This window comes from Streptomyces cyanogenus (assembly GCF_017526105.1).
Lineage (GTDB): Bacteria > Actinomycetota > Actinomycetes > Streptomycetales > Streptomycetaceae > Streptomyces > Streptomyces cyanogenus.
Window position 1 is genome coordinate 4,895,399 of sequence record NZ_CP071839.1, and the last position, 23,796, is coordinate 4,919,194.

Consider the following 23,796-nt stretch of genomic DNA (forward strand, 5'->3'; position numbering starts at 1 on the left):
CCTGGACCCCATGTCAGCGATCCGACTCCTCGTGCTGGGCGCGGTCCGCCAGCACGGGCGGGCCCACGGCTATCAGGTCCGGGGCGACCTGGAGTACTGGGGCGCGCACGAGTGGTCCAACGCCAAGCCGGGCTCGATCTACCACGCCCTGAAGCAGATGGCCAAGCAGGGGCTGCTGCACGCGCACGAGATCGCGCCGTCCACGGCGGGCGGGCCGCCGCGGGTCGAGTACGAGCTCACCGGCAAGGGCACCGAGGAGTACTTCGCCCTGCTGCGTGAGGCGCTGGTCACCTACGACCAGCGCGGCGACGTGAAGACGGCCGCCCTCGGCTTCATGGTGGACCTGCCGAGGGCCGAGACGGTGGCGCTGCTGAAGGAACGCATGCGGCGGATCGAGGAGTGGCGGTCCTCGGTCACCGAGCACTACATCCCCGAGGGCGGCCCCGGACAGCTCGGTCACATCGGCGAGATCATGAACATGTGGATCCACACGGCCGACTCCGAGGCCGAGTGGACCCGGGGCCTCGTCGCCCGCATCGAGCAGGGCGCCTACACCTTCGCCGGCGAGGGCGAACCGTTCGCCGGCCTGCTCGCCGAGGACGCGGGGAGTCAGTGATGGAACCCGGTGGCCGCGCCCTTGTCCCGGGTCAGCGGGTGCGGCTGGCGCCGTAGCTCCGGCAGCAGGCGGGTCAGGTCGTCGACGAACAGGTCGGCCAGGTCGTGCGAGAAGCCGTTGCGGCAGACGATCCGCAGCACGGACAGGTCCTCCCGGTGGGCCGGGAAGGTGTAGGCGGGCACCAGCCAGCCGCCCTCGCGCAGCCGCCGGGAGACGTCGAAGACGTCGTACGACGTGATGTCGTCGGCCGTGGTCAGCGCGAACACAGGCAGCTCGTCGCCGCGCGTGAGCAGCCGGAAGTCGCCGAGCGCGGCGATCCGGTCGGCGAGCGAGCGCGCCACGTCCCGCGTCGACTGCTGCACCGCGCGGAAGCCCTCCCGGCCCAGCCGCAGGAACGTGTAGTACTGCGCGACCACCTGGGCGCCGGGCCGGGAGAAGTTCAGCGCGAAGGTCGGCATCTCGCCGCCCAGGTAGTTCACCCGGAACACCAGCTCGTCGGGCAGCGCCTCCCGGTCCCGCCACAGCGCCCAGCCGACGCCCGGGTACACGAGGCCGTACTTGTGCCCGGAGCAGTTGATCGACGCCACGCGCGGCAGCCGGAAGTCCCACACCAGGTCCTCGTCCAGGAAGGGCGCCACCATCCCGCCGGACGCGCCGTCCACGTGCACCGGGATGTCGAGCCCGGTGCGCTCCTGGAGGGCGTCCAGGGCCGCGCACAGGTCGGCGATCGGCTCGTAGGAGCCGTCGAAGGTGGAGCCGAGGATGCCGACGACCCCGATGGTGTTCTCGTCGCAGAGCTCGACGGCGGCCTGCGGGTCCAGGTGGAAGCGCTCGCCCTCCATGGGGACCAGCCGGGCGTCCACCTCCCAGAAGTTGCAGAACTTCTCCCAGCAGACCTGGACGTTGATCCCCATCACCAGATTGGGCCGCTCGGACGGATACCGGTCGGCGTTCCGCTTCGCCCAGCGCCGCTTCAGGGCCATCCCGGCGAGCATGCACGCCTCGCTGGACCCGGTCGTCGAACAGCCCACCGCGGCCGCCGGGTCCGGCGCGTTCCACAGGTCGGCGAGCATCGCCACACAGCGCCGTTCCAGCTCGGCCGTGCGCGGGTACTCGTCCTTGTCGATCATGTTCTTGTCCCGGCACTCCGTCATCAGCACCCCGGCCTGCGGCTCCATCCAGGTGGTGACGAATGTGGCCAGGTTCAGCCGGGCGTTGCCGTCCAGCATCAGTTCGTCGTGGACCAGCTGGTACGCCGTGGACGGGGGCAGCGGGGCGTCCGGCAGCCGGTGGGTGGGCGGTGCCTCGGTCATGCCGCCGACCGGGTTGGCCTCCCCGTAGAACGGGTTGACCGACACCGTCCGCACGTCGTGCCGCTCGGAACCTTTGTGCAGGGCCATGGGGGCGCCTCCAGGGGGATGAGTGTCAGCGGACCGGGGTGCCGTCCTCGTGCAGCTGCATCTGCGGACGGCCGGTCACCAGCAGCCAGGCCGGCAGCGAGGCGATGCACAGGAGGGCGAGGATGGCGGGCGAGGCGACCAGGACGGCGGCGGTGAACAGGCTCACCCAGCCCTGCCGGGTGATCGCCAGGAGGACGCCGAGGACGCCCGTGGCCACGCCCAGCGAGGGGTGCACGGCCGGCACGAGCGCGTGGGCGGTGAGGCCGAGGGCGGTGCCGACGAAGACCGCGGGGAAGATCCGGCCGCCCCGGAATCCGCAGGACGCGGCGACGAGCAGCGCGGCCAGCTTCACCACCGTCATGGTGGCGAACTCGCCCGCCGACCAGCCCTCCGGGTCACGGGCCAGCTGCCCGAGCTCGGACAGCCCCTTGAACAGCGTCAGATGTCCGCCCAGGGCCGCGAGGCCGCCCAGCAGGACCCCGCCGGCCGGGAGCATCAGCATCGGGTGCCGCAGCCGCCGGAAGGCCGCGTGGACGTACGGGAAGGCGTAGACGGCGCACATGCCGAGCACCGCGGCCACCGAGGCGATCACCAGCGCGGCCAGCAGGTCCGTGCCGCGCGGATGGCCCATGGGCGGCAGACCCAGGTCGAAGGTGGGGTGGGACACCAGGGTGGTCGTCATGGCCCCGCACGCGCCGGCGGTCAGCGGGGCGAACAGGTTGTCCCACAGCCGGCCCCGCAGGGGCTGCCCCGCCAGCGCCTCGGAGATGACCAGCGCCGCCGCCACCGGCGTGCCGAACAGCGCGCCGATCGTCGCGGACTCCGCCAGCACGGGCCACAGGGTGCCCGGCGTCCTGGGCATGAGGCGTCCGCCGAGCCAGGCGGCGAGGCTCACGTTCGCGGCGATGATCGGGTTCTCCGGGCCGAGGCTGGGACCGCCGGCCAGCATGAGCCCGGTGGCCAGCAGCAGGCTCGGCAGCACGGCGGGCGGCAGGACGGGGGCGTTCAGCCCGAGGGTGGCGGGGTCGGGACCGGCGTGACCGGGCACCTTCCAGACCACCAGTCCTACGGCGATCCCGGTGGCCGTGAGCATGACGAACATCCACAGCACGGACCAGCGGCCCACGCCCAGCGCGTCCGGCAGCGGCCCCCACAGCACTCGCTGGAGCTGCTCCGCCGCCGTGCTCACCCCGACGAAGAGCAGGCTCGCGGCCACGCCCACGACGACGGCGGGCAGGATGAACGGCAGCAGAGCCCGCGCGGGGGCGGTCCGAGCGCTCGGGGGCGCCTGCGTCGTCTCCTGGGCCACGGGCTCACCATAAGCGGACAAAACGCATGCAACATCCCGAAGCGGATCCGACTTGCACCTCACGTGGCGTGAGGCCTCAGCGTGGAGGCGTACCGACGACAAGGAGCGGAAAGTGAGCTACTCCGTGGGACAGGTCGCGGGGTTCGCCGGCGTGACGGTGCGCACCCTGCACCACTACGACGAGATCGGCCTGCTCGTGCCCGGCGAGCGGACGTACGCCGGACACCGGCGCTACGGCGACGCCGACCTCGACCGGCTCCAGCAGATCCTGTTCTACCGCGCGCTCGGCTTCCCGCTCGACGAGGTCGCGGCCCTGCTCGACGACCCGGACGCGGACCCGCGCACGCACCTGCGCCGCCAGCACCGGCTGCTGACCGCCCGGATCGAGACGCTGCAGAAGATGGCCGCGGCCGTGGAGCACGCCATGGAGGCACGCACGATGGGCATCAACCTCTCGCCGGAGGAGAAGTTCGAGGTCTTCGGCGACTTCGACCCCGACCAGTACGCGGACGAGGTGCAGGAGCGCTGGGGCGACACCGAGGCCTACCGCCAGTCGCAGCGGCGGACCGCCTCGTACACCAAGGAGGACTGGAAGCGGATCAACGAGGAGATGGACGCGATCCACCGCCGGATGGCGGACCTGCTCGCCGAGGGCGTCCCCGCGGACTCGGAGGCGGCCATGGACGTCGCCGAGGAGCACCGCCTGTGGATCACGGGCGCGTACTACGACTGCGGGCACGAGATGCACGCGTGCCTCGGTGAGATGTACGTCGCCGACGCGCGTTTCACCGCCACGTACGAGGCCATCCGGACCGGTCTGGCCGGATACCTGCGGGACGCCATCGTCGCGAACGCGGCCCGGCACACCGCATCCTGATGTTCCGGCCCGGGTTCGCGCCCGGGCCGGAACCACTCCCGGCATCACCGGTGGAACCCGGGGCGGTCACCTCACGTTGATAGCTTTGTGCGGCCGTACATGGATGCCGTGCCGGCCAAGCCGCCTCACCCCCTCAGGAGCCCGGACCCGTGATGACACTCGCCCTCGGCCCGAGCTGGCTGGATCCCAACTATCTGCTCGACACCTACAGCATCTGGGGCCTGCTGCTCATCGTCTTCGCCGAGTCCGGCCTGCTCATCGGCTTCTTCCTGCCGGGTGACTCGCTGCTGTTCACGTGCGGCCTGCTGATCACGTCCGGGGACCTCGACTTCCCGCTGTGGGCCGCCATCGCGCTGATCTGCCTCGCCGCGGTCCTCGGCGACCAGGCGGGCTACATGTTCGGCAAGAAGGTCGGACCGTCCCTGTTCAACCGCCCGGACTCCCGCCTGTTCAAGCAGGAGAACGTCACCAAGGCGCACGAGTTCTTCGAGAAGTACGGCCCGAAGTCCCTGGTCCTGGCCCGCTTCGTGCCCATCGTGCGCACCTTCACGCCGATCATCGCGGGCGTCAGCGGCATGAAGTACCGCTCGTTCCTGATCTTCAACGTCATCGGTGGCGTCCTGTGGGGCGCGGGCGTCACCCTGCTCGGCTCCTGGCTCGGCAACGTCCCCGTCGTCAAGAACAACATCGAGGCGATGCTCATCCTGATCGTCCTCGTCTCCGTGATCCCGATCGGTTTCGAGTTCCTCCGCGCCCGCGGCAAGAACAAGAAGGCCGAGCAGACCCGCCCCCAGCCCGAGCCGCAGCCCGCCCACCAGCAGCAGTACCCGCAGTCCCGGTACCAGCAGCCCCCGGTCATGGACGACGCCACGACCCGCCTGCGCCGCATCGAGCCGGAGCAGCCCCCGTACCAGCAGCCGCAGCAGCAGGACTGGAACCAGCAGCAGGGCTACGGCCAGTACTACGACCAGCAGCAGTACCCGCAGCAGCAGTACCCCCAGCAGCAGTATCCGCAGCAGCAGTACGACCCGAACCAGCCCGGCCAGGACCAGTACGGCCAGGGCCAGTACGGCCAGGGCCAGCCCGGCCAGGATCAGCCCGACCCCGGTCAGTACGGCCAGAACCAGTACGACCCCCACCAGTACCCGTACGACCACCGCCGGCAGTAGCGCGGGCCCGGGGGAGCCCGGGGCGCCTAGAAGCCCCTGGTCCGCTTGGCGGCCCGCCGCTTCCCGGCGGAGCCGACCCGCAGGAACAACCGGGAGATCTCCGACCCGAGGTGGACCCCGATGGCGATGGCCATGGCCAGCGACGCGGCCTTGGCCAGCGACACCAGCCCCTTGTCCACGTCGTTCTGGGCCATGGACAGCAGTCCGAAATACGTCGCGGAACCGGGCAGCAGCGGCCCGATCGCCGCCGTCGTGTACGGCAGCGCGGAGGCGAACCGGTACCGGGACAGCAGTTGCCCGAACAGCCCCACCAGGCCGGCCGCCACGGCCGTGGAGGCCACCGGCGAGATGTCGCCCACGTAGTGCATCGCGCCGTACACCGACCAGGCGACACCCCCGTTGAGGGTCACCCAGAGCACGGTGGACCGTTCCTGCTGGAGCAGGATCGCGAAGGTCAGCGAGAGCAGCATCGAGGCCGCGATCTGGATCAGCGGCCGCTCGGAGATGGTCGGCGCCGCGTCCGGATTGAGCTTGCCGCCGATCTTCACGCCGAAGTACAGGACGACCAGCACGCCGACGACGATCCCGACGAAGAAGTACATGACCTCCAGCAGCCGGGCGGAGGCGGTGATGTAGAAGCCGGTCAGGCCGTCCTGCACGCCCGCCACCAGCGCCCGCCCGGGCAGCAGCGCGAACAGTCCACCGGTGATCACCGCCGAGCCGTTCACGTCCACGTGCGCCAGCGCCAGCGCCACCCCGATCGCCGCGGGCGGCATCGCGGCCACCGTGAACTGGTAGAACTCCGGCAGCCCGCGCCCCGCGCACAGCCACGCCAGCCGGTCGCCGAGCATCGCGCCCACCGCGGCCGCCACGAACACGATGACGTCACCGCCGACCAGCACGGAGGCCGCACCGGCCAGCAGCCCGCTCGCCAGGGTCAGTGCCCAGCCGGGGTACGGGTGCCGGTTCCGGCGGATCTCCGCCAGCCGCCGGTAGGCCTCCTCCAGCGAGACATGGGTCTCCGGGTCGGTCAGATCGTCCACCAGCCGGAAGACGGCCGCCAGACGCGTGTAGTCCGTGCCCCGCCGCCGTACCGTCCGGGACGCTGTGACCGGGTCCTCCACCAGGGACGGCTGGTGCGAGATCGACAGCAGCGTGAAGGTGACGTTCGGCTCGCACCGGTCCAGGCCGTAGGACCGGCACACCGCGAACATCGCGGCCTCCACGTCCTCCGCGCCCTCGCCGCCGGCCAGCAGCAGCTCTCCGATACGCAGGGTCAGGTCCAGCACGCGCGGGACGGCCGGGCCGCCCTCCTCCACCCGCTGCACCGGCTCCGGCGCCGGCCGCTCGGCCACCGGCATGCGCAGCATGGTGCGCATCCGGTCCTGCCAGGGCGCGTCCTTGACCAGGCTGACCAGCGGCACCCCGGTGGCCGGCGTGAACGCGGCCGGGGCGTGCTCCGCGCTGTAGGTGCTCGGCGGACTGAACGCCGACCCCTCCGGCTCGGCACTCGGCGGCTGCGGCGTCAGCAGCCCCTCCGGTACGGCGAACTCGGACGTCGTCTCCGAGTCCTCACCCTTGGGAACGTCGAGACCCCGGGGGATGGCGAACTCGGACGTGATCTCCGGGTCGTACCGCGCCTCGTCGGACCGGGGCTTCCGGTCCTCCGCCTCCGTCACCTGCACCGCTCCCTGAACGACACCTTCCGTAGGCCTCAGTATGCGCATGGGTACGCAAACGGGCCGCGCCACCCCACGCAGGGTGCCGCGGCCCGCGGAAGGCAAACCGGCCGGTCAGTGGCCGCCCTGGTCCTTGAAACGCTTGTAGGACCGCTCGATCTCGGCCTCGGCCTCGGTGCGACCGACCCAGTCGGCGCCCTCGACGGACTTGCCGGGCTCCAGGTCCTTGTAGACCTCGAAGAAGTGCTGGATCTCCAGGCGGTCGAACTCCGACACGTGGTGGATGTCGCGCAGGTGCTCCACGCGCGGGTCGGTCGCCGGGACACACAGCAGCTTGTCGTCGCCGCCGGCCTCGTCGGTCATCCGGAACATGCCGATCGCGCGGCAGCGGATGAGGCAGCCCGGGAAGGTCGGCTCGTCCAGGATGACCAGCGCGTCCAGCGGGTCGCCGTCCTCGCCGAGGGTGTTCTCGACGAAGCCGTAGTCGGTCGGGTAGGCGGTCGAGGTGAAGAGACGACGGTCCAGGCGGATCCGACCGGTCTCGTGGTCCACCTCGTACTTGTTCCGCGAACCCTTCGGGATCTCGATCGTGACGTCGAACTCCACCGGTGGCTCCTCCATGATCAGCACATAGTTCTGGTGGTTAAGTGTCCCTCACGCAGGTGTGTGATCGCGAAAGGGGCTGGTGGTCGTGCCAGAGCTGAGGCCTTGGCGAGCCGCGAGACCGCAGATGGAGCGGATCGCGAACGCCGTACGACCGCGTCTGGCGAGCGCCGTGACGGCCGCCGGGCCGCGCCTCGCGGGGCTGGCGAGGGCCGCCGTGCGCGTCAGGCCTGGGCACCTCCCCCGTCTTCCCCGTCCGCGGACCGGCCGGACCTGGCAGTACACCGCGGGCGCCGCCACCGCCGGCCTGGCGCTGGCCGCCGGCGTGGTGACCGTCGCCGGTCCCTGGGACGCCAGTGGTCAGCGTACGGCCGAGCGGGACCGGGCCGCCGCCCTGGAGCGGTCAGGTGGCGCAGATCACGGCCGCTCCGGTACGGACGCCGGGGCGCCCCGGCCCGCGCCGAGCGCCGCGCCCGTCCTGGCGGGCCTGGGCGGCACCACGAGCGCCGTCGGCACCAAGAAGGCCGCTCCGGACCCCGAGGCCCTCTCCGGCGTCCTGGGGCCGCTCCTGGACGCTCCCGCGCTCGGCGGCCCGCGTTCGGCGGCCGTCGTCGACGTCACGACCGGCGCCCGGCTGTACGGCGCCGACGCCGGCAGGGCCCTCATCCCCGCCTCCACCACCAAAATCGCCACCGCCGTCGCCGCCCTGTCCGCCCTCGGCCCCGACCACCGCCTCACCACCCGTACCGCCCTGGAACCCGACACCCGGGAACTCGTCCTGGTCGGCGGCGGTGACCCCACCCTCACCGCGCACACCCGGCCCGACGGCTGGGCCGGCCTGCGGGCGCTGGCGGCGGACACCGCCGGGGCCCTGGACCGGCGCGGCATCCACGAGATCACCCTGTCCTACGACACCACCCTGTTCACCGGCCCGGCCCTGCACCCCATCGGCGTCAACGACAACCTCGCCCCGGTCAGCGCCCTCACCGTCGACGAGGGCCGCACCGACGGCTCGGACCGCGGCCCGGTCACCCGCGTGGCCGACCCGGCGGCGGACGCGGCGGCCAGGTTCGCCGGCTTCCTGAAGGACGCCGGCATCACCACCACGTCCCCCGGCCCCTCGAAGGCCAGCACGCGCGCGGAGACCCTCGCGACGGTCTCCTCACCCCCGCTGTCCGCCCTGGTCGAACGCATGCTGACCAACAGCGACAACGACATCGCGGAGGCCCTGGCCCGGCACACCGCCCTGGCCGGCGGGCAGCCGGCGAGCTTCGACGGCGGGGCCGAGGCCATCGCCACGCAGCTGCGCAAGCTCGGCCTGCCCATGGCGGGGGCCGCCTTCCACGACGGCAGCGGCCTCGACCGCGACGACCGGCTCACGGCCGACCTCCTGACGGCCCTGCTGGTCAAGGCCGGCGACCCGCACCGCCCCGGCCTCCGCCCGGTCCTCACCGGCCTCCCCGTGGCCGGCTTCACCGGCACCCTGAGCACCCGCTACACCGACGGCGCCGCCGGTGTCGTACGCGCCAAGACCGGCACCCTGACCGGCGTGAACACCCTCGCCGGCACGGTCGTGGACAAGGACGGCCGTCTCCTGGCCTTCGCCTTCCTGGCCTCGGACACGACCGACGCCGTGGGGGCCCAGGCGGCCCTGGACAAGGCGGCGACGGCGCTGGCGGGCTGACGGCCGCAACCGGCGCACCGCCGCCGCGCCGCCGTGGGCTACCCGCGTTGCTGTGGGCCGCCCGCGTTGCCGTGAGCTACCCGCGCTGCCGTGAGTGGCCCGCGCTGCCGTGGGGCTACCCGCGCTCTCGTGGCCTGCCCGCGCTGCCGTGGTTCACCCGCGCCGCCGTGGGCCACCCGCGCCGCCGTGAGCTACCCGCGTTGCCGTGGACCGGGCGCGTTGCCGTGGGCCGCTCGCGCTGCCGTGGGGCTACCCGCGCCGCCGTGGGCCCGGTCCGCCACGGGCACGGTCCGCCGTCGGCGTGGTCCGCCGTACCGGGGGACCTGCCCACGCCTCCGGTACCCGCCGGCCCCCATGGCCTGCCCGAAGCGGGAGCGCTCACGTACGGTTGACAGCATGACTGGCTTCGGCGGCACCGCATCTCCCGGGATGGTCGACTGGAACCTCGCGGTGGCAACCGCGACACGGCTCGTACGTCCCGGTCCCGACGTCAGCCGCGACGAGGCCAGGTCCGTCGTCGCGGAGCTGCGCCGGCACGCGAAAGCCTCGGAGGGACACGTCCGGGGCTTCACTCGTATGGGCACCGAGGACACCCACGACACCCCCGTCCTCGTCGTCGACCGGCCCGGCTGGGTCCGCGCCAACGTCGCCGGCTTCCGGGAGATCCTCAAACCGCTCCTGGAGAAGATGCAGGAACGGCGCGGCAGCAACCCGGGCAGCGCGGTCCTCGGCGCCGTCGGCGGCAAGGTCACCGGCGTGGAGCTCGGCATGCTCCTGTCGTTCCTGTCCTCCCGTGTCCTCGGCCAGTACGAGACCTTCGCCCCGGCCGCCCGCGACCTCCCGTCCGGCGAGAACGGCGGCGGCCGGCTGCTGCTCGTGGCGCCCAACATCGTCCACGTCGAGCGCGAACTCGACGTCGAGCCGCACGACTTCCGGCTGTGGGTGTGCCTGCACGAGGAGACCCACCGCACGCAGTTCACCGCCGTGCCCTGGCTCCGGGACCACCTGGAGGGCGAAATCCAGTCGTTCTTGGCCGAGACCGACGTCGATCCGATGACCTTCCTGGAGCGCATCAGGGAGGCGGCCCAGTCCCTCGCCGGCGGCCGGCCCGAGGGCGAGGAGGAGGACGGCGGACGCTCCTTCGTGGAGCTGGTGCAGACCCCCGCCCAGCGGGAGATCCTCGGCCGTCTGACGGCCGTGATGTCCCTGCTGGAGGGGCACGCCGACTACGTCATGGACGGCGTCGGCCCGAGCGTCGTACCGACCGTCGCGGAGATCCGCGAGAAGTTCCAGCAGCGCCGCGCCAAGGGCGCCTCCCGTCTGGACATGGCCCTGCGCAAGCTGCTCGGTCTGGATGCCAAACTCAGGCAGTACCGGGACGGCGAACGGTTCGTACGGTCCGTGGTCGAGCAGGTCGGCGTCGACGGCTTCAACCGCGTGTGGACCTCGCCCAACACCCTGCCCACCAAGGCGGAGATCGCCAAACCGGCGGACTGGGTCGCACGGGTGCACCGCAGGCCCGAGGCGTGAGCGGCGTGGGGGAGTCGTGAAACGAATCCGGCCGACGGCAGGCGAACGCCCCTCCAATCACCCGTCCGAGGGACCGTGAGCCATGCGTAGGCGTGCAATGCTCGGGGAACGGCCCGCTTCTGTCACCATCTACACACTCTGAGTGACCGTCTCGGGCTCACCCCCCGAAAACTTCATGAAGGGAACCGGACATGGGTCCCCATCCTGCGGTCGCGGCGATACGCCTGGCGGTCCGCCGCGTCCTCCACGACATCCTGAACGACCACCAGACCTCCCGCGTGCACCCGGGCCTGCAGTTCTCCGGCGCGCGTCCGGACCGGCCGGCCGAGCGGCTCCCCTCCCCGCTCGTCCTCGTCGCGTGCTCCGGCGGCGCCGACTCCATGGCCCTCGCCTCCGCCCTCGCCTTCGAGGCCCCCAAGCTCGGCATCCGGGCCGGCGGGGTCACCGTCGACCACGGTCTCCAGCCCGGCTCCGACCTCCGCGCCGACGAGGTCGCCCTGCGGCTGCGCGGACTGGGACTCGATCCGGTCGAGTCCGTCGCCGTGACCGTCGGCCGCGAGGGAGGCCCCGAGGCCGCCGCCCGGGACGCCCGCTACGCCGCCCTGGACGCCGCCGCCGAACGCCACGGCGCCGCCGCCGTCCTGCTCGGCCACACCCGCGACGACCAGGCCGAGACCGTCCTGCTGGGCCTCGCCCGCGGCTCCGGCATCCGCTCCCTGTCGGGCATGGCCGCGGTCTCGGGGGCCGGCGGCCGTTACCGGCGGCCCTTCCTGCACCTGGACCGGCAGACCGCCCGCAAGGCCTGCATGGTCCAGTCCCTGCCCGTCTGGGACGACCCGCACAACGCCGACCCCGCCTACACCCGCTCCCGGCTCCGGCACGAGGGTCTGCCCGCCCTGGAGAAGGCCCTCGGCAAGGGGGTCGTGGAGGCGCTCGCCCGCACCGCCCAGCTCTCCCGCGACGACGCCGACGCCCTGGACGCCTGGGCCCGCCAGGCCGAGGCCTCGGTACGGGACGCCGCCGGTCTGCTGGAGTGCGCCAAGCTGTACGCCCTCCCGCCCGCCGTGCGCCGCCGGATCCTGCGCCGGGCCGCCATCGAGGCCGGTGCCCCGGCCGGTGCGCTGTTCGCCCGCCACATCGAGGAAGTCGACCGCCTGATCACCGGCTGGCGCGGCCAGGGAGCCATCAATCTCCCGGGCCGGGTCGTCGCCCAGCGGCAGGGTGGCAGACTGGTGATTCGGCAAGGCTGAATGCCGACCTCCCGGAGCGACCCTCCGGCGGGCCGGGCAGCCGGAGGCCGTGCATGCGGCCGGAGCCGGTGGCCGCGCACGCGGCCTTAAGTGCGGGACGACCGAAAGTGATGCGGGTGGACGCGAAAGACATGGGTGCCGACCTCCAGCAGGTGCTCATCACCAAGGAAGAGATCGACGCGAAGCTGGCCGAGCTGGCCGCGAAGATCGACGCGGAGTACGCGGGCAAGGACCTGCTGATCGTCGGCGTCCTCAAGGGCGCGGTGATGGTCATGGCCGACCTCGCCCGGGCGCTGTCCACCCCCGTCACCATGGACTGGATGGCCGTGTCCTCCTACGGCGCGGGCACCCAGTCCTCCGGGGTCGTGCGCATCCTCAAGGACCTCGACACCGACATCAAGGGCAAGCACGTCCTGATCGTCGAGGACATCATCGACTCCGGCCTGACCCTGTCCTGGCTGATCAACAACCTCGGCTCCCGCGAGCCCGCCTCCCTGAAGGTGTGCACGCTGCTGCGCAAGCCGGACGCCGCCAAGGTCGCCATCGACGTGGAGTGGGTCGGCTTCGACATCCCCAACGAGTTCGTCGTCGGCTACGGCCTCGACTACGCCGAGAAGTACCGCAACCTGCCGTTCGTCGGTACTCTCGCGCCTCACGTCTACGGCGGCTGAGCCGCCCCGGGCCGCGGGCTGAGCCACTCGGCCCAAGCCCGGTAGGACGATCGGGAACCCCAGCGGGTTCCGTTCCGTTGGAGCATGCAGAGACGGGATTCCCAGCCGTCGAAACGGCTCCGTGCGGCTTCGGGCAACATTGCTGGGGTACCGTCAGAAGAACTGTCTTATCAAACTCACTATGGCAGGAGGGACGGGGCGGCACCGCTCCGTATGGATGGACGTGAAGCGATACTTCCGTGGGCCGGTCATGTGGATCGTGCTGGCCGTCCTTTCCGTGGTCGTGTTGATGCAGGTCGTCGGCTCGTCCGGCGGCTACAAGACGGTGGACACCGGCCAGGTCGTTGCGGCGATCAATGACAACAGGGTCCAGTCGGCCAAACTGACCACAGGCGACGAGCAGACCATCAAGGTCACCCTCAAGGACGGCCAGAAGGTCGACGGCAGCTCGAAGATCCAGGCGAGCTACATCGGCGACCAGGGCGTACAGCTCGCCGGCTCGCTGCAGACCAAGTACCAGGACAAGCAGATTCCGGACGGCTACACGGTCTCGCCGTCCAAGCAGAACCCGTTCGTCGGCGTCCTGCTCTCCCTGCTGCCCTTCGTTCTGATCGTGGTCGTCTTCCTGTTCCTGATGAACCAGATGCAGGGCGGCGGCTCCCGGGTCATGAACTTCGGCAAGTCCAAGGCGAAGCTCATCACCAAGGACACCCCGAAGACGACCTTCTCCGACGTCGCGGGCTGCGACGAGGCCGTCGAGGAGCTCCAGGAGATCAAGGAGTTCCTCCAGGAGCCGGCCAAGTTCCAGGCCGTCGGCGCCAAGATCCCCAAGGGTGTGCTGCTCTACGGCCGCCCGGGTACCGGCAAGACCCTGCTCGCGCGCGCCGTCGCCGGCGAGGCGGGCGTCCCCTTCTACTCGATCTCCGGTTCCGACTTCGTCGAGATGTTCGTCGGTGTCGGTGCCTCCCGGGTCCGTGACCTGTTCGAGCAGGCCAAGGCGAACGCCCCGGCGATCGTCTTCGTCGACGAGATCGACGCGGTCGGCCGCCACCGCGGCGCCGGCCTCGGCGGCGGTCACGACGAGCGCGAGCAGACGCTGAACCAGCTGCTGGTCGAGATGGACGGCTTCGACGTCAAGGGCGGCGTCATCCTGATCGCCGCCACGAACCGCCCGGACATCCTCGACCCGGCGCTGCTGCGCCCCGGCCGCTTCGACCGGCAGATCGCGGTCGACCCGCCGGACCTCCAGGGCCGCCTGGAGATCCTCAAGGTCCACCAGAAGGGCAAGCCGGTCGCGCCCGACGTCGACCTGTCCGCCGTGGCCCGCCGCACCCCGGGCATGACCGGTGCCGACCTCGCCAACGTGCTGAACGAGGCCGCGCTGCTCACCGCCCGCGGTGACCAGAAGCTGATCGACAACAAGGCGCTGGACGAGGCGATCGACCGCGTGGTCGCGGGCCCGCAGAAGCGGACCCGGATCATGTCGGACAAGGAGAAGAAGATCACCGCGTACCACGAGGGCGGTCACGCCCTGGTCGCGGCGGCCTCGCCGAACTCCGACCCGGTCCACAAGATCACGATCCTGTCCCGCGGCCGCGCCCTCGGCTACACGATGGTCCTGCCGGACGAGGACAAGTACTCGACCACCCGCAACGAGATGCTCGACCAGCTCGCCTACATGCTGGGCGGCCGGGCGGCCGAGGAACTGGTCTTCCACGACCCGACCACCGGCGCCGCGAACGACATCGAGAAGGCCACCAACCTGGCCCGCGCGATGGTCACGCAGTACGGCATGACCGAGCGCCTCGGCGCGATCAAGTTCGGTGGCGACAACAGCGAGCCCTTCCTCGGCCGTGAGATGGCTCACCAGCGCGACTACTCGGAAGAGGTCGCCGCGCTGGTGGACGAGGAGGTCAAGAAGCTGATCGAGACCGCGCACAACGAGGCCTGGGAGATCCTGGTCGAGAACCGCGACGTGCTCGACAACCTCGTCCTCCAGCTGCTGGAGAAGGAGACGCTGGGCAAGGAGGAGATCGCCGAGATCTTCGCTCCGATCGTCAAGCGCCCGCCGCGGCCCGCCTGGACCGGCTCCTCCCGCCGCACCCCGTCCACCCGCCCGCCGGTGCTCTCCCCGAAGGAGCTGGCACTGACCAACGGTGCGAACGGCGCGACGGCGGCGATCAGCACGGCCAAGTCGACGCCGGCGGAGTCCGCCCCGGTGACCGAGCAGTCCCCGGAGGACCGCCGGGAGAGCTGACGGCGAGCCGGCCGTGTTCCGGCCGGCAGGCCCGGAATGAATGCCGCGCCCCCCAGGTTCTAGCCTGGGGGGCGCGGCATTTCGCATGTCCGCAGAGGGAACGCGAGGCATACCGCGCGTGCAAGGCAGAGGAACGAGGAACCAGATGACCGACCCGGTGACGCTGGACGGCGAGGGCCGCATCGGCGAGTTCGACGAGAAGCGCGCCGAGAACGCCGTGCGGGAGCTGCTGATCGCGGTCGGTGAGGACCCGGATCGCGAGGGGCTGCGGGAGACACCGGCCCGGGTCGCGCGGGCCTACAAGGAGATCTTCGCCGGCCTGTGGCAGCAGCCGGAGGACGTCCTGACGACGACGTTCGACCTGGGGCACGACGAGATGGTCCTGGTGAAGGACATCGAGGTGTACTCGACCTGTGAGCACCATCTGGTGCCGTTCCGGGGCGTCGCCCACGTCGGCTACATCCCGTCCGAGACCGGAAAGATCACCGGCCTGTCCAAGCTCGCCCGCCTCGTCGACGTCTACGCCCGCCGGCCGCAGGTGCAGGAGCGCCTCACCACGCAGATCGCGGACTCCCTGATGGACATCCTGGAGCCGCGCGGCGTCATCGTCGTGGTCGAGTGCGAGCACATGTGCATGTCCATGCGCGGCATCCGCAAGCCGGGCGCGAAGACCATAACGTCCGCCGTGCGCGGTCAGCTGCGGGACGCGGCCACGCGGAACGAGGCGATGAGCCTCATCATGGCGCGCTGACCGCGCTCCGGGGCGGGGCCGGGGTTCAGGCCACCGGCTCCGCCCCCGGGCGGTTCTGGTCGTCGTCCTCCGGGAGCTTGCAGACCCGCTCCAGGAACAGGGCGGCCGCTATCACGCCGAGCCCGGCCAGCACCGAGAGACCGGCGTAGATCGCCTGGTCCCGGCGGGGCGGGATCTCCAGCAGTTCCAGCAGGAAGACGCCCGTGCCGCCGTACATGCCGGCGACCAGGGCGGCGACCAGGGCGCTGGCCTGACCGAAGACGACCGCGCGGGCGGCCATCAGCGGGTCGACGCCCTTGGCGCCGGGCCGGCGCTCGCGCTGGGCCTTCAGCCGGGCGCGCAGCGAGAGCGCCGTGGACAGCAGGACCACCGCGATCAGCGCGAGGACCACGGGAGCGGCCAGGGGGACGCTGGGGAGGGTCCCGATCGAGTTCCAGAGGCGGGCGCCCGCCCAGGACAGGACGCCGGCCACGACGAACACGCCCGCCAGCACCCTGATGCGCAGCTCTCTCACGGTGTCCCTTCAGTTCCCCCGGACCATCCCGGGCCGCTCCACCCGGGCCGTCCCGGACGGACGGTGGTCGTCGTGGTCTTGATCCGTCTCGACCTTAACGACTACTCGGGCAGCCGGAGTTCCAGGTCCGCGCGCGGCGCCACGCCCTCACGGGTGACGCCGGACAGCAGATCGGCCACCGTGCCGCGGCCGGGGAGCTGTGCCTGCGGGTCCACGTCGTGCCAGGGCGCGAGCACGAACGCGCGCTCGTGGGCACGCGGGTGGGGCAGGGTGAGGTGCGGGTCGTCCGAGGTGACGTCGGCGTAGGCGACGATGTCGACGTCCAGCGTGCGCGGGCCCCAGCGCTCGTCCCGGACGCGGTGGAAGGCCTCCTCCACGGCGTGCGCCCGCTCCAGCAGGGACGAGGGGGGCAGGGTCGTCCTGAGGACCACGACCGCGTTGAAGTACGACGGCTGGCTGCCCGGCTCCACGCCCCACGGCTCGGTCTCGTACACCGGGGAGACGGCCTTCACCCGGACGCCCGGGGTGTCCTCCAGGGCGTCGACGGCACCCTGGAGGGTCTCCAGGCGGTTGCCGAGGTTCGAGCCGATGGAGATCACGGCCCACTTCGGGTTGCTCAGCGTCGTGTCGGCGGCGTCCACCTGCTCGACGACCGAGGCGGGCACCGGCTGGACGGTCGGGTCGCTGTGACCCTGGCGGAAAGGTCGGGTCATGCTCGGCTCCGGGTGATGGTGACGGTCACGTCGTCGAAGGGAACGGTGATCGGGGCGTCCGGCTTGTGCACGCGGACCTCGACCTCCTCGACCCCTTCGTGCTTCAGGCAGGTCCGGGCGATCCGCTCGGCGAGGGTCTCGATGAGGTTCACCGGTTCGCCCTCGACCACGGCCACGACCTCCTCGGCCACGATGCCGTAGTGCACGGTCTTCGCCAGGTCGTCGTCGGCCGCGGCCGGCCGGGTGTCCAGGCCGAGGACGAGGTCCACGATGAAGGTCTGGCCCTCCTCGCGCTCCTTGGGGAACACACCGTGATGCCCGCGGGCCTTGAGGCCGCGCAGCGCGACACGATCCACGCGAATCACTCCTGCAATCGTCGGGAACGACCGGCCCGTACCGCGTGCGGGCGGCACACCGGCCTCAGACGAATCTACCTGCGGGCACCGACAGGGCCGGGCCGCGGGGGCGTGGGCGCGGGCCCCCTCCCCCGAGGGTTCACCGGATGTTTCCCCTGGGGAACCCGGCCCTGTCATGGGCTGGTAGCCGCTACTACCCCGGGGTAGGTGATTCCAACCACTTCCCGTGACGGATTCGCGCGTCAGGGGCTCCTGCCGGGCCGCTGTCAGGCGAGGGGGTCGTCGTCCGGGTTCACGCCGTTCACCTGGTCGTCCTCGTCGCCGTCGTCCGACTCGGCCAGCACCGGGGAGGCGTGGTGGGACCACAGCTTCCAGCCGGAGGGCGTGCGCCGGAACACGTTCGTGGCGACGACGAGCTGGCCGACCAGCGGGCCCAGTTCCGCGCCCTCCTGGGCGGGGCCGCCGCTCAGGATGTTCTCCGTGCAGGTCACCAGCGCGGTGTCGCCGGTCACGGAGACGTGCACGTCGGTGAGGAAGAACTGGATGTAGTCCGTGTTGGCCATGATCAGGGCGTACGACCGGAGGACCTCGCCGCGGCCGGTGAGCACCGGCCAGCCCGGGTGCACGCAGGAGATCACGCCGGTGTCCGCGGGGTCGTGGTAGGTCTCGTCCACGCCCAGGTCGGCCGGGGTCAGCCAGAGCGAGGAGACCTCCTCGAAGTCGCCGCGTTCGAGTGCCTCGTAGAAGGCGGTGTTGGCGGCCTCCACCTGCTCCACGTCGGTATGGGGGGCGCTCACCGCTCTCCTTCCGCCCGGCGCTCGCTGTCCGTCCCGGGCGCGGGGTCTGCCCTGCGCGCGGTCTCCACCGCCCGTGCGACGCGTACCGCGTCCGCCGTGGCGCGCACCTCGTGCACGCGCACCGCCCAGGCGCCGGCGTGCGCGGCCAGCGCGGAGACGGCGGCCGTGGCCGCGTCGCGCTCCCGGGCCGGCGGGGGAGCGCCCTCCGGTCCGGCCAGGACCCGGCCGAGGAACCGCTTGCGGGAGGCGGCGACCAGCAGGGGGTGGCCGAGGGCGCGCAGCCGGTCCAGGTGGGCGAGGAGCGCGAGATCGTGCTCGGCCTGCTTGGAGAAGCCGAGGCCGGGGTCGACGACGACGCGGTCGGGGGCGATGCCGCCGGCCAGCACGGCCTCCACGCGCGCGTGCAGTTCGTCCACGACCTCGCCGACGACGTCCTCGTAGACGCCCTGGACGTTGCCGCCCTGGAGGAAGCCGCGCCAGTGCATGACGACGAAGGGGGCGCCCGCCTCGGCGACCACCGGGATCATCGCGGGGTCGGCGAGGCCGCCGCTGACGTCGTTGACGAGGGCGGCGCCGGCCGCGAGGGACTGTTCGGCGACGGAGGCGCGCATGGTGTCGACGGAGACGACGACTCCCTCGCCGGCGAGGCCGCGCACCACGGGGATGACCCGCCGCAGTTCCTCGGCCTCGTCCACGCGCGTGGCGCCGGGCCGGGTGGACTCTCCGCCGACGTCGACCAGGTCCGCGCCCTCGGCGACCAGGTCCAGGCCGTGCTTGACGGCGACGGTCGTGTCGAACCAGCGGCCGCCGTCGGAGAAGGAGTCGGGGGTCACGTTCACGACCCCCATGACCGCGCACCGGTCCCATGCCGGAAGGCCGGCCACTCGGCCGCGCCCGCTGAGGTTGTTCATACGTTCAGCGTAGGCCCAGGCGGATGCCGGGAACGCGCGGCGGCCCGGGCGGAAGCTCCCGGGCCGGAGGGGAGGGGCTCCCTCCCCCGGCTGTCGGCCTGCCTCCGGCCGGGCCCACGGCCGTCCTCGGGGCCGTATCCTCCGGCGTGTCCGCGGCTCAGGCCGCTTGGACGTCCCGTTCGGCCACGGCGTGCGCGCAGGGGCGCCCTGCGGCGGCCCGGCGTCCGCGCAGGAACCGCGGCATCGGCAGCGCGAGGTTGACGAACCCCTCCGCCTGCATGGCGGCGAAACCGATGCGGGGCAGGTCGGCGGAGGCGCGGTAGACCACGAACCGCGGCTCCCAGCGGGGCTGGAACTTGGCGTTGAACTTGTACAGCGACTCGATCTGGAACCAGCGCGAGAGGAACACCAGCAACCCGCGCCAGGCGCGCAGCACCGGACCGGCGCCGATCTTCTCCCCGCGCGCGAGGGCCGAGCGGAACATCGCGAAGTTCAGCGAGACCCGGGTGATGCCGAGCTTGGGGGCGGCCTGCAGGGCGGCGACGATGAGCAGTTCGTTCATGCCGGGGTCGGCGCTGCGGTCACGGCGCATCAGGTCCAGCGAGGCGCCGTCCCGGCCCCAGGGCACGAAGTGGAGGATCGCCTTCAAGTCGCCGTACTCGCCCGGCTCGTCGTCCTGCTTGTGGGCGGTGGCGATCAGGCAGTCGCCGTCGGAGGGGTCGCCGATGCGGCCGAGCGCCATGGAGAAGCCGCGCTCGGTGTCCGTGCCGCGCCAGTCCTCCGCCGCCCGGCGGATCCGCTCCAGCTCGGCCTCGCCGAGGTCACGGATGCGCCGGACCCGGGTTTCGTAGCCGGCCCGCTCGATGCGCTTGACCATCTGGCGCACGTTGCGCATCGCGCGTCCGGCGAGCGAGAAATCCGCCACGTCCACCACCGCCTCGTCACCCAGTTCAAGGGCGTCCAGGCCGGTCTCACGGGTCCACACCTCACCGCCCGTCTCCGAGCAGCCCATGACCGCGGGCGTCCAGGAGTGGGCCTTGGCCTCGTCCATGAAGCGCTCGATGGCGCCCGGCCAGGCCTCGACGTCCCCGATGGGGTCGCCGCTGGCGAGCATCACGCCGGACACGACCCGGTAGGTGACCGCGGCCTTGCCGCTGGGCGAGAACACGACCGCCTTGTCGCGGCGCAGCGCGAAGTGGCCGAGCGAGTCGCGCCCGCCGTGCTTGGCCAGCAGCTCCCGCAGCCGGGACTCGTCCTCCTCGGTGAGGCGCGCGGCCGGGTGCTCCGGGCGGAAGGCCAGGTAGATGGTGGTGGCCGCGGTGATCCAGCCGAGGGCACCGAGGGAGAACGCGACCGTCCAGGAGGTGTTGCCCTGGTAGTCGACCGGGCCCTCGAAGCCGAACAGGCCGTAGATGACGTGCGTCAGCCGGTCGGCCAGGCTCGGGTCACCGATCGTCCGGTCCGGGTGGACGCTGACGATGACCAGGCCGAGGGCGACGGAACCGGCGCTCATGAGGACGAAGTTGGCGAGCGCGCGCCACCTGCTGCGCGGGTCGGGCAGGGCCTCGAACTGCTGCCGGTGGCGCAGCAGCGGCACCAGCAGCGCGACCGCGATGAGCACGCCGACGACCGAGTGCCGGTACGCGAACTGCGCCACGGCGCCCGCCGGAAGCAGCGCGACCGCGGCCCGCCACGCGCGCCGCTTGCGCCGCTTGAGCCCGTGCGCCAGCAGCAGCAACAGCACGCCCGCGCTGAGCGAGAGCGCCGCCGCGAAGGGGCCGAACGAGCCCGGCAGCACCTCGGCGATAGCGTGCATACGGCTGTGCCGGAAGCGCGGGAAGACGCCCGCGGCGATGTCCAGGACGCCCACGAGCGCGGCGGCCCGGCCGACCAGAGCGGGAACGGCCTCGGGACGCGGGCCGCGCAGTATGCGCCGCGCCCGGCTTGATCGGCCCGGAACCCCGCCCGACATTTCCCCATCTATCCTGACAGACATCGCATCCCGTAGTTCTGCGAGAGACCTTGGACCCGGGCCCGATCGGGCGTCCGGCGACATTGCGCCCTCTAGGACGGTGTCTCGGGGGGAGAGGTTCACTCCCCACCGGAAAGTCGGGTCAAAGGCCAAGGAAAGCCCCGGGCAAGCCCACGCGACGATGTGGGGCGGGAACGGGCGGAAAGCGCAGGCAGGAAACAGCCATGGGTCTCACGAGCAACAAAGTGCTGGTGCTGGCGATTCTGGTCGCTGTCGTGCTGTTCATCGGCACGGTGTGGCTGTGGCCGCGGCTGGCGCGGCAGAGCTGGCGGGCCGTCAGCGGACGGGTCGGCCTGCTGCTGTCCACCCAGTTGGCGCTCTTCGCCACCGTAGGGCTCGCCGCCAACCAGGCGTTCGGCTTCTACGCCAGCTGGGCCGACCTGTTCGGCAAGGAGACCGACCAGGGGGTGGTCATCGACCACTCGGCCCACGGCAGCAGCGGCGGCCCGCTCCAGGTGGTCTCCACCTCCGACGTGCCCGGCGTGCGCGCCTCGCGGCCGGAGATAGGCGGCCAGATCCAGAAGGTCGACATCGTCGGCCGTAAGACCCACATCGTCACGCCCGCGTACGTGTACCTGCCGCCGGAGTACTTCCAGCCGCAGTACCGCACGCGTACGTTCCCGACGGCGGTCGTGCTGACCGGCTACCCGGGCACCGCGCGGTCACTGGTCGACAAGCTGAACTACCCGAGCACGGCGCAGGGGCTCGCCAAGGACGGGCGGATGCAGCCGATGATCCTGGTGATGCTGCGGCCGACCGTGGCGCCGCCGCGGGACACGGAATGCGTGGACGTGCCGGGCGGGCCCCAGGCGGAAACGTTTTTTGCGAAGGACCTTCCGGACGCCGTCCTCACGCACTACCGGGCCGGCAAGCGGCCGGGCAGCTGGGGCGTCATCGGTGACTCCACCGGCGGCTACTGCGCCCTCAAGCTCGCCATGCACCACCCCTACGTCTACGCGGCCGGCGCGGGCCTCTCGCCGTACTACAAGGCGCCGATCGACCCGACCACCGGCGACCTCTTCCACGGCGACAAGAAGCGGCAGAACCGTGCCGACCTGTTCTGGCTGCTCCAGCACGAGGAGGCGCCGGACACCGCGCTGCTCGTGACCAGCAGCAAGGTCGGCGAACACAACTACAAGGCCACGACGAAGTTCATCGAGCGGGTGCAGGCCACGAACCTGACCCGGATCTCGTCGATCATCCTCGACAGCGGCGGGCACAACTTCAACACCTGGCGGCGCGAGATCCCGCCGACCCTCCAGTGGATCAGCGGGCGGCTCAGTGACCGCTGAGCGGACTAGGCACCGACGCCCGGTGAGGCCCAGGGTGTGGCCGGGTTTTTACGGTGCGGGGACCCACGATTCGCCTACGCGCGGTAAGTTTCTGGCCATGCCACGTGGACGCCACCGCCATTCCCCGCCTCTGCACCGGCTGTTGCCCCCGTCGGCGATCGCCGGCGTCTCCGTCGTCTGCGCGCTGGGTCCCTGGGTGTTCTCCGAGGTCACAGTGGTGCGGGCGCTGGCCGCAGCGGCCGCCGCCACGGCGGTCGTCGGCGCGGTCGTGATGCGCCGCTGGGACGCTCAGGCGGGCAAGCAGGTCGCCGAACTCACGCGCGCGCGTGCCGGCGACGAGTGGCGGTACGAGGAACGGGTCGCCGAACTGGAGACCGACCTGGAAGAGTCCCGCGAACTGCGCACCAAGCTGGAGCAGCGGTTGCGCGCCAAGCGGGCCGAGCTGGCGGGCCTGCGCAACGAGCACGCCGCCCTGCTGCGCCGCTACGCCACCGCGGAGACCGAGCGCGCCAGCGCCCTGGAGGGGAGGCGGCTGCTGGAGATCGAAGCGGCGGTGCCCGAGCCCTCGTCGGCGCCCGCGCTGCCGCCCGCGCGGAGCGCCGGGCCGGAGACGGCCGGCTCCGATGACGAGCCGACGGCGTACGCGGTGTTCTCGCCCGAGGGCGCTCAGCTCTACCGGCAGGCCCTGACCGCCCTGGCCCGGTTCGGCCGGGGGGCGCGGGGCGAGTCGGAGCCCGACCCCGAGCCCGGCGTCGAGGCCGAGTCCGACGCCGAGGCGGAGGGCGTGGAGGGCGTCGTGGCGTCCGGGGCCGAGCCGGACACGGTGGCGGACCACGAGCCGCAGGCGGTGCCGGAGCCCGCCGAGGCGGATGCGCTTGCCGATGCCGATGCCGATGCCGACGCCGTGACCGATGCCGACGCCGTGGACGACGCGCCGGAGGCTCCCGCGGAGCACAAGCCCGAGGCCGGGTCCGTCGCCAAAGGAGAAGGCGCCCCGCAGACCGTGACGGACGGCGCGGACGCCTCCCGGGCGGTCGAGGCCGCCCGGCCCGCGGGGCAGCCGCCCGCCGGACACTTCACGGTGCCGACCGCGGTGGCCGTCGTACCGCCGGCGCCCGCGCGGCGGCCGGCGGTCGAGGGCGGGTTCGACTTCTTCGGCACCCAGAAGGGCACGCCGAAGGCCACGCTGGACTCCGTGCAGAACGAGGACCTCGCCGACGTCGTCGGACCGGAGGCGCTCGCCGTGCACAAGGCCGAGTCCGAGGCCGGCTTCAAGCCCGCCGACGCGCGGTCCCGGGAGGTCGGGCAGATCATCGACCTGACGGCGCACGACGAGACCGAACAGATCGACGTCCAGCGCCTGCGCAGCGCGGCTTCCTGAGCCC

Annotated in this window: 21 protein-coding genes; 11 read left to right on the forward strand and 10 right to left on the reverse strand. The window is 72.0% G+C overall.

Annotation, left to right across the window (positions count from 1 at the left end):
* The first annotated feature begins 10 nt into the window (after nucleotides 1-10).
* The gene (locus S1361_RS21995) at nucleotides 11-616 is read left to right on the forward strand and encodes a PadR family transcriptional regulator (RefSeq protein WP_208033518.1); all 606 of its coding nucleotides are present in this window, start codon (nucleotides 11-13) and stop codon (nucleotides 614-616) included.
* Here S1361_RS21995 and gad read toward each other — a convergent pair.
* Nucleotides 610-2,016 (reverse strand): glutamate decarboxylase, encoded by a 1,407-nt coding sequence (gene gad / locus S1361_RS22000; RefSeq protein ID WP_208033519.1) that lies wholly within the window; start codon nucleotides 2,014-2,016, stop codon nucleotides 610-612. The genes S1361_RS21995 and gad overlap by 7 nt on opposite strands.
* 25 nt (nucleotides 2,017-2,041) lie before the next feature.
* Entirely contained in the window at nucleotides 2,042-3,325 is a 1,284-nt protein-coding gene (locus S1361_RS22005) for an ion channel protein (RefSeq protein ID WP_208033520.1), read from the reverse strand.
* A gap of 112 nt (nucleotides 3,326-3,437) precedes the next feature.
* On the opposite strand from S1361_RS22005, the gene S1361_RS22010 reads away from it, so the two are divergent.
* Nucleotides 3,438-4,202 carry a MerR family transcriptional regulator gene (locus tag S1361_RS22010; protein WP_208033521.1) on the forward strand — a complete coding sequence of 255 codons (765 nt, stop codon included), beginning with the start codon at nucleotides 3,438-3,440 and terminating at the stop codon, nucleotides 4,200-4,202.
* A 149-nt stretch (nucleotides 4,203-4,351) separates the two neighbouring features.
* The gene (locus S1361_RS22015; RefSeq protein WP_208033522.1) at nucleotides 4,352-5,371 is read left to right on the forward strand and encodes a DedA family protein; all 1,020 of its coding nucleotides are present in this window, start codon (nucleotides 4,352-4,354) and stop codon (nucleotides 5,369-5,371) included.
* A gap of 26 nt (nucleotides 5,372-5,397) precedes the next feature.
* On the opposite strand, the gene S1361_RS22020 is transcribed toward S1361_RS22015, so the two are convergent.
* Nucleotides 5,398-7,050 (reverse strand): threonine/serine exporter family protein, encoded by a 1,653-nt coding sequence (locus S1361_RS22020; RefSeq protein WP_208033523.1) that lies wholly within the window; start codon nucleotides 7,048-7,050, stop codon nucleotides 5,398-5,400.
* A gap of 114 nt (nucleotides 7,051-7,164) precedes the next feature.
* A complete protein-coding gene (locus tag S1361_RS22025) occupies nucleotides 7,165-7,656 on the reverse strand; it encodes an inorganic diphosphatase (RefSeq protein WP_208036714.1) in 492 nt (163 codons plus the stop codon).
* Nucleotides 7,657-7,780: 124 nt separating this feature from the next.
* Between S1361_RS22025 and dacB the strand changes: the two genes are divergently transcribed.
* From dacB to folE, 6 genes are all read left to right on the forward strand, one after another.
* Nucleotides 7,781-9,337 (forward strand): D-alanyl-D-alanine carboxypeptidase/D-alanyl-D-alanine endopeptidase, encoded by a 1,557-nt coding sequence (gene dacB, locus S1361_RS22030; protein ID WP_208033524.1) that lies wholly within the window; start codon nucleotides 7,781-7,783, stop codon nucleotides 9,335-9,337.
* Nucleotides 9,338-9,733: 396 nt separating this feature from the next.
* The gene (locus S1361_RS22035) at nucleotides 9,734-10,867 is read left to right on the forward strand and encodes a zinc-dependent metalloprotease (protein WP_208033525.1); all 1,134 of its coding nucleotides are present in this window, start codon (nucleotides 9,734-9,736) and stop codon (nucleotides 10,865-10,867) included.
* Between the two features lie 191 nt (nucleotides 10,868-11,058).
* Nucleotides 11,059-12,117: a tRNA lysidine(34) synthetase TilS gene (tilS, locus tag S1361_RS22040; protein WP_208033526.1), complete on the forward strand. Its 1,059-nt coding sequence runs from the start codon at nucleotides 11,059-11,061 to the stop codon at nucleotides 12,115-12,117.
* A gap of 110 nt (nucleotides 12,118-12,227) precedes the next feature.
* Complete coding sequence (hpt, locus tag S1361_RS22045) at nucleotides 12,228-12,788, forward strand: hypoxanthine phosphoribosyltransferase (protein ID WP_031165039.1); 561 nt, start codon at nucleotides 12,228-12,230, stop codon at nucleotides 12,786-12,788.
* Nucleotides 12,789-13,005: 217 nt separating this feature from the next.
* Nucleotides 13,006-15,045: an ATP-dependent zinc metalloprotease FtsH gene (gene ftsH, locus S1361_RS22050; protein WP_208036715.1), complete on the forward strand. Its 2,040-nt coding sequence runs from the start codon at nucleotides 13,006-13,008 to the stop codon at nucleotides 15,043-15,045.
* A gap of 145 nt (nucleotides 15,046-15,190) precedes the next feature.
* On the forward strand, nucleotides 15,191-15,796 hold the full coding sequence (gene folE / locus S1361_RS22055; RefSeq protein WP_208033527.1) for a GTP cyclohydrolase I FolE: 606 nt from the start codon (nucleotides 15,191-15,193) through the stop codon (nucleotides 15,794-15,796).
* A 25-nt stretch (nucleotides 15,797-15,821) separates the two neighbouring features.
* On the opposite strand, the gene S1361_RS22060 is transcribed toward folE, so the two are convergent.
* The 6 genes from S1361_RS22060 to S1361_RS22085 all read right to left on the reverse strand — a co-directional run bounded on the left by S1361_RS22060 (nucleotide 15,822) and on the right by S1361_RS22085 (nucleotide 21,059).
* Nucleotides 15,822-16,310: a DUF3180 domain-containing protein gene (locus tag S1361_RS22060; RefSeq protein ID WP_208033528.1), complete on the reverse strand. Its 489-nt coding sequence runs from the start codon at nucleotides 16,308-16,310 to the stop codon at nucleotides 15,822-15,824.
* A 101-nt stretch (nucleotides 16,311-16,411) separates the two neighbouring features.
* A complete protein-coding gene (gene folK, locus S1361_RS22065) occupies nucleotides 16,412-17,023 on the reverse strand; it encodes a 2-amino-4-hydroxy-6-hydroxymethyldihydropteridine diphosphokinase (protein WP_208033529.1) in 612 nt (203 codons plus the stop codon).
* Nucleotides 17,020-17,379, reverse strand: a complete 360-nt coding sequence (gene folB / locus S1361_RS22070) for a dihydroneopterin aldolase (RefSeq protein ID WP_208033530.1) — start codon at nucleotides 17,377-17,379, stop codon at nucleotides 17,020-17,022. The genes folK and folB overlap by 4 nt, the downstream gene beginning before the upstream one ends.
* Nucleotides 17,380-17,645: 266 nt before the next feature.
* Nucleotides 17,646-18,176 carry a nuclear transport factor 2 family protein gene (locus S1361_RS22075; RefSeq protein ID WP_208033531.1) on the reverse strand — a complete coding sequence of 177 codons (531 nt, stop codon included), beginning with the start codon at nucleotides 18,174-18,176 and terminating at the stop codon, nucleotides 17,646-17,648.
* A complete protein-coding gene (gene folP, locus S1361_RS22080; RefSeq protein WP_208033532.1) occupies nucleotides 18,173-19,087 on the reverse strand; it encodes a dihydropteroate synthase in 915 nt (304 codons plus the stop codon). The genes S1361_RS22075 and folP overlap by 4 nt, the downstream gene beginning before the upstream one ends.
* Before the next feature lie 157 nt (nucleotides 19,088-19,244).
* Nucleotides 19,245-21,059 carry a phosphatidylglycerol lysyltransferase domain-containing protein gene (locus tag S1361_RS22085; RefSeq protein ID WP_208033533.1) on the reverse strand — a complete coding sequence of 605 codons (1,815 nt, stop codon included), beginning with the start codon at nucleotides 21,057-21,059 and terminating at the stop codon, nucleotides 19,245-19,247.
* A 224-nt stretch (nucleotides 21,060-21,283) separates the two neighbouring features.
* Between S1361_RS22085 and S1361_RS22090 the strand changes: the two genes are divergently transcribed.
* Nucleotides 21,284-22,411 (forward strand): alpha/beta hydrolase, encoded by a 1,128-nt coding sequence (locus S1361_RS22090; protein ID WP_208033534.1) that lies wholly within the window; start codon nucleotides 21,284-21,286, stop codon nucleotides 22,409-22,411.
* Nucleotides 22,412-22,508: 97 nt separating this feature from the next.
* Nucleotides 22,509-23,792, forward strand: a complete 1,284-nt coding sequence (locus S1361_RS22095) for a hypothetical protein (RefSeq protein WP_208033535.1) — start codon at nucleotides 22,509-22,511, stop codon at nucleotides 23,790-23,792.
* Nucleotides 23,793-23,796: the final 4 nt, after the last annotated feature.

Bases quoted from the DNA above. Each gene is read 5' to 3' on its own strand.
- folK (WP_208033529.1), bottom strand. From the start codon at position 17,023: ATGACCCGACCTTTCCGCCAGGGTCACAGCGACCCGACCGTCCAGCCG.
- S1361_RS22035 (WP_208033525.1), top strand. From the start codon at position 9,734: ATGACTGGCTTCGGCGGCACCGCATCTCCCGGGATGGTCGACTGGAAC.
- S1361_RS22090 (WP_208033534.1), top strand. From the start codon at position 21,284: ATGGGTCTCACGAGCAACAAAGTGCTGGTGCTGGCGATTCTGGTCGCT.
- folP (WP_208033532.1), bottom strand. From the start codon at position 19,087: ATGAACAACCTCAGCGGGCGCGGCCGAGTGGCCGGCCTTCCGGCATGG.
- S1361_RS22095 (WP_208033535.1), top strand. From the start codon at position 22,509: ATGCCACGTGGACGCCACCGCCATTCCCCGCCTCTGCACCGGCTGTTG.
- ftsH (WP_208036715.1), top strand. From the start codon at position 13,006: ATGGACGTGAAGCGATACTTCCGTGGGCCGGTCATGTGGATCGTGCTG.
- gad (WP_208033519.1), bottom strand. From the start codon at position 2,016: ATGGCCCTGCACAAAGGTTCCGAGCGGCACGACGTGCGGACGGTGTCG.
- folE (WP_208033527.1), top strand. From the start codon at position 15,191: ATGACCGACCCGGTGACGCTGGACGGCGAGGGCCGCATCGGCGAGTTC.
- hpt (WP_031165039.1), top strand. From the start codon at position 12,228: ATGCGGGTGGACGCGAAAGACATGGGTGCCGACCTCCAGCAGGTGCTC.
- dacB (WP_208033524.1), top strand. From the start codon at position 7,781: ATGGAGCGGATCGCGAACGCCGTACGACCGCGTCTGGCGAGCGCCGTG.
- tilS (WP_208033526.1), top strand. From the start codon at position 11,059: ATGGGTCCCCATCCTGCGGTCGCGGCGATACGCCTGGCGGTCCGCCGC.
- S1361_RS22085 (WP_208033533.1), bottom strand. From the start codon at position 21,059: ATGTCGGGCGGGGTTCCGGGCCGATCAAGCCGGGCGCGGCGCATACTG.
- S1361_RS21995 (WP_208033518.1), top strand. From the start codon at position 11: ATGTCAGCGATCCGACTCCTCGTGCTGGGCGCGGTCCGCCAGCACGGG.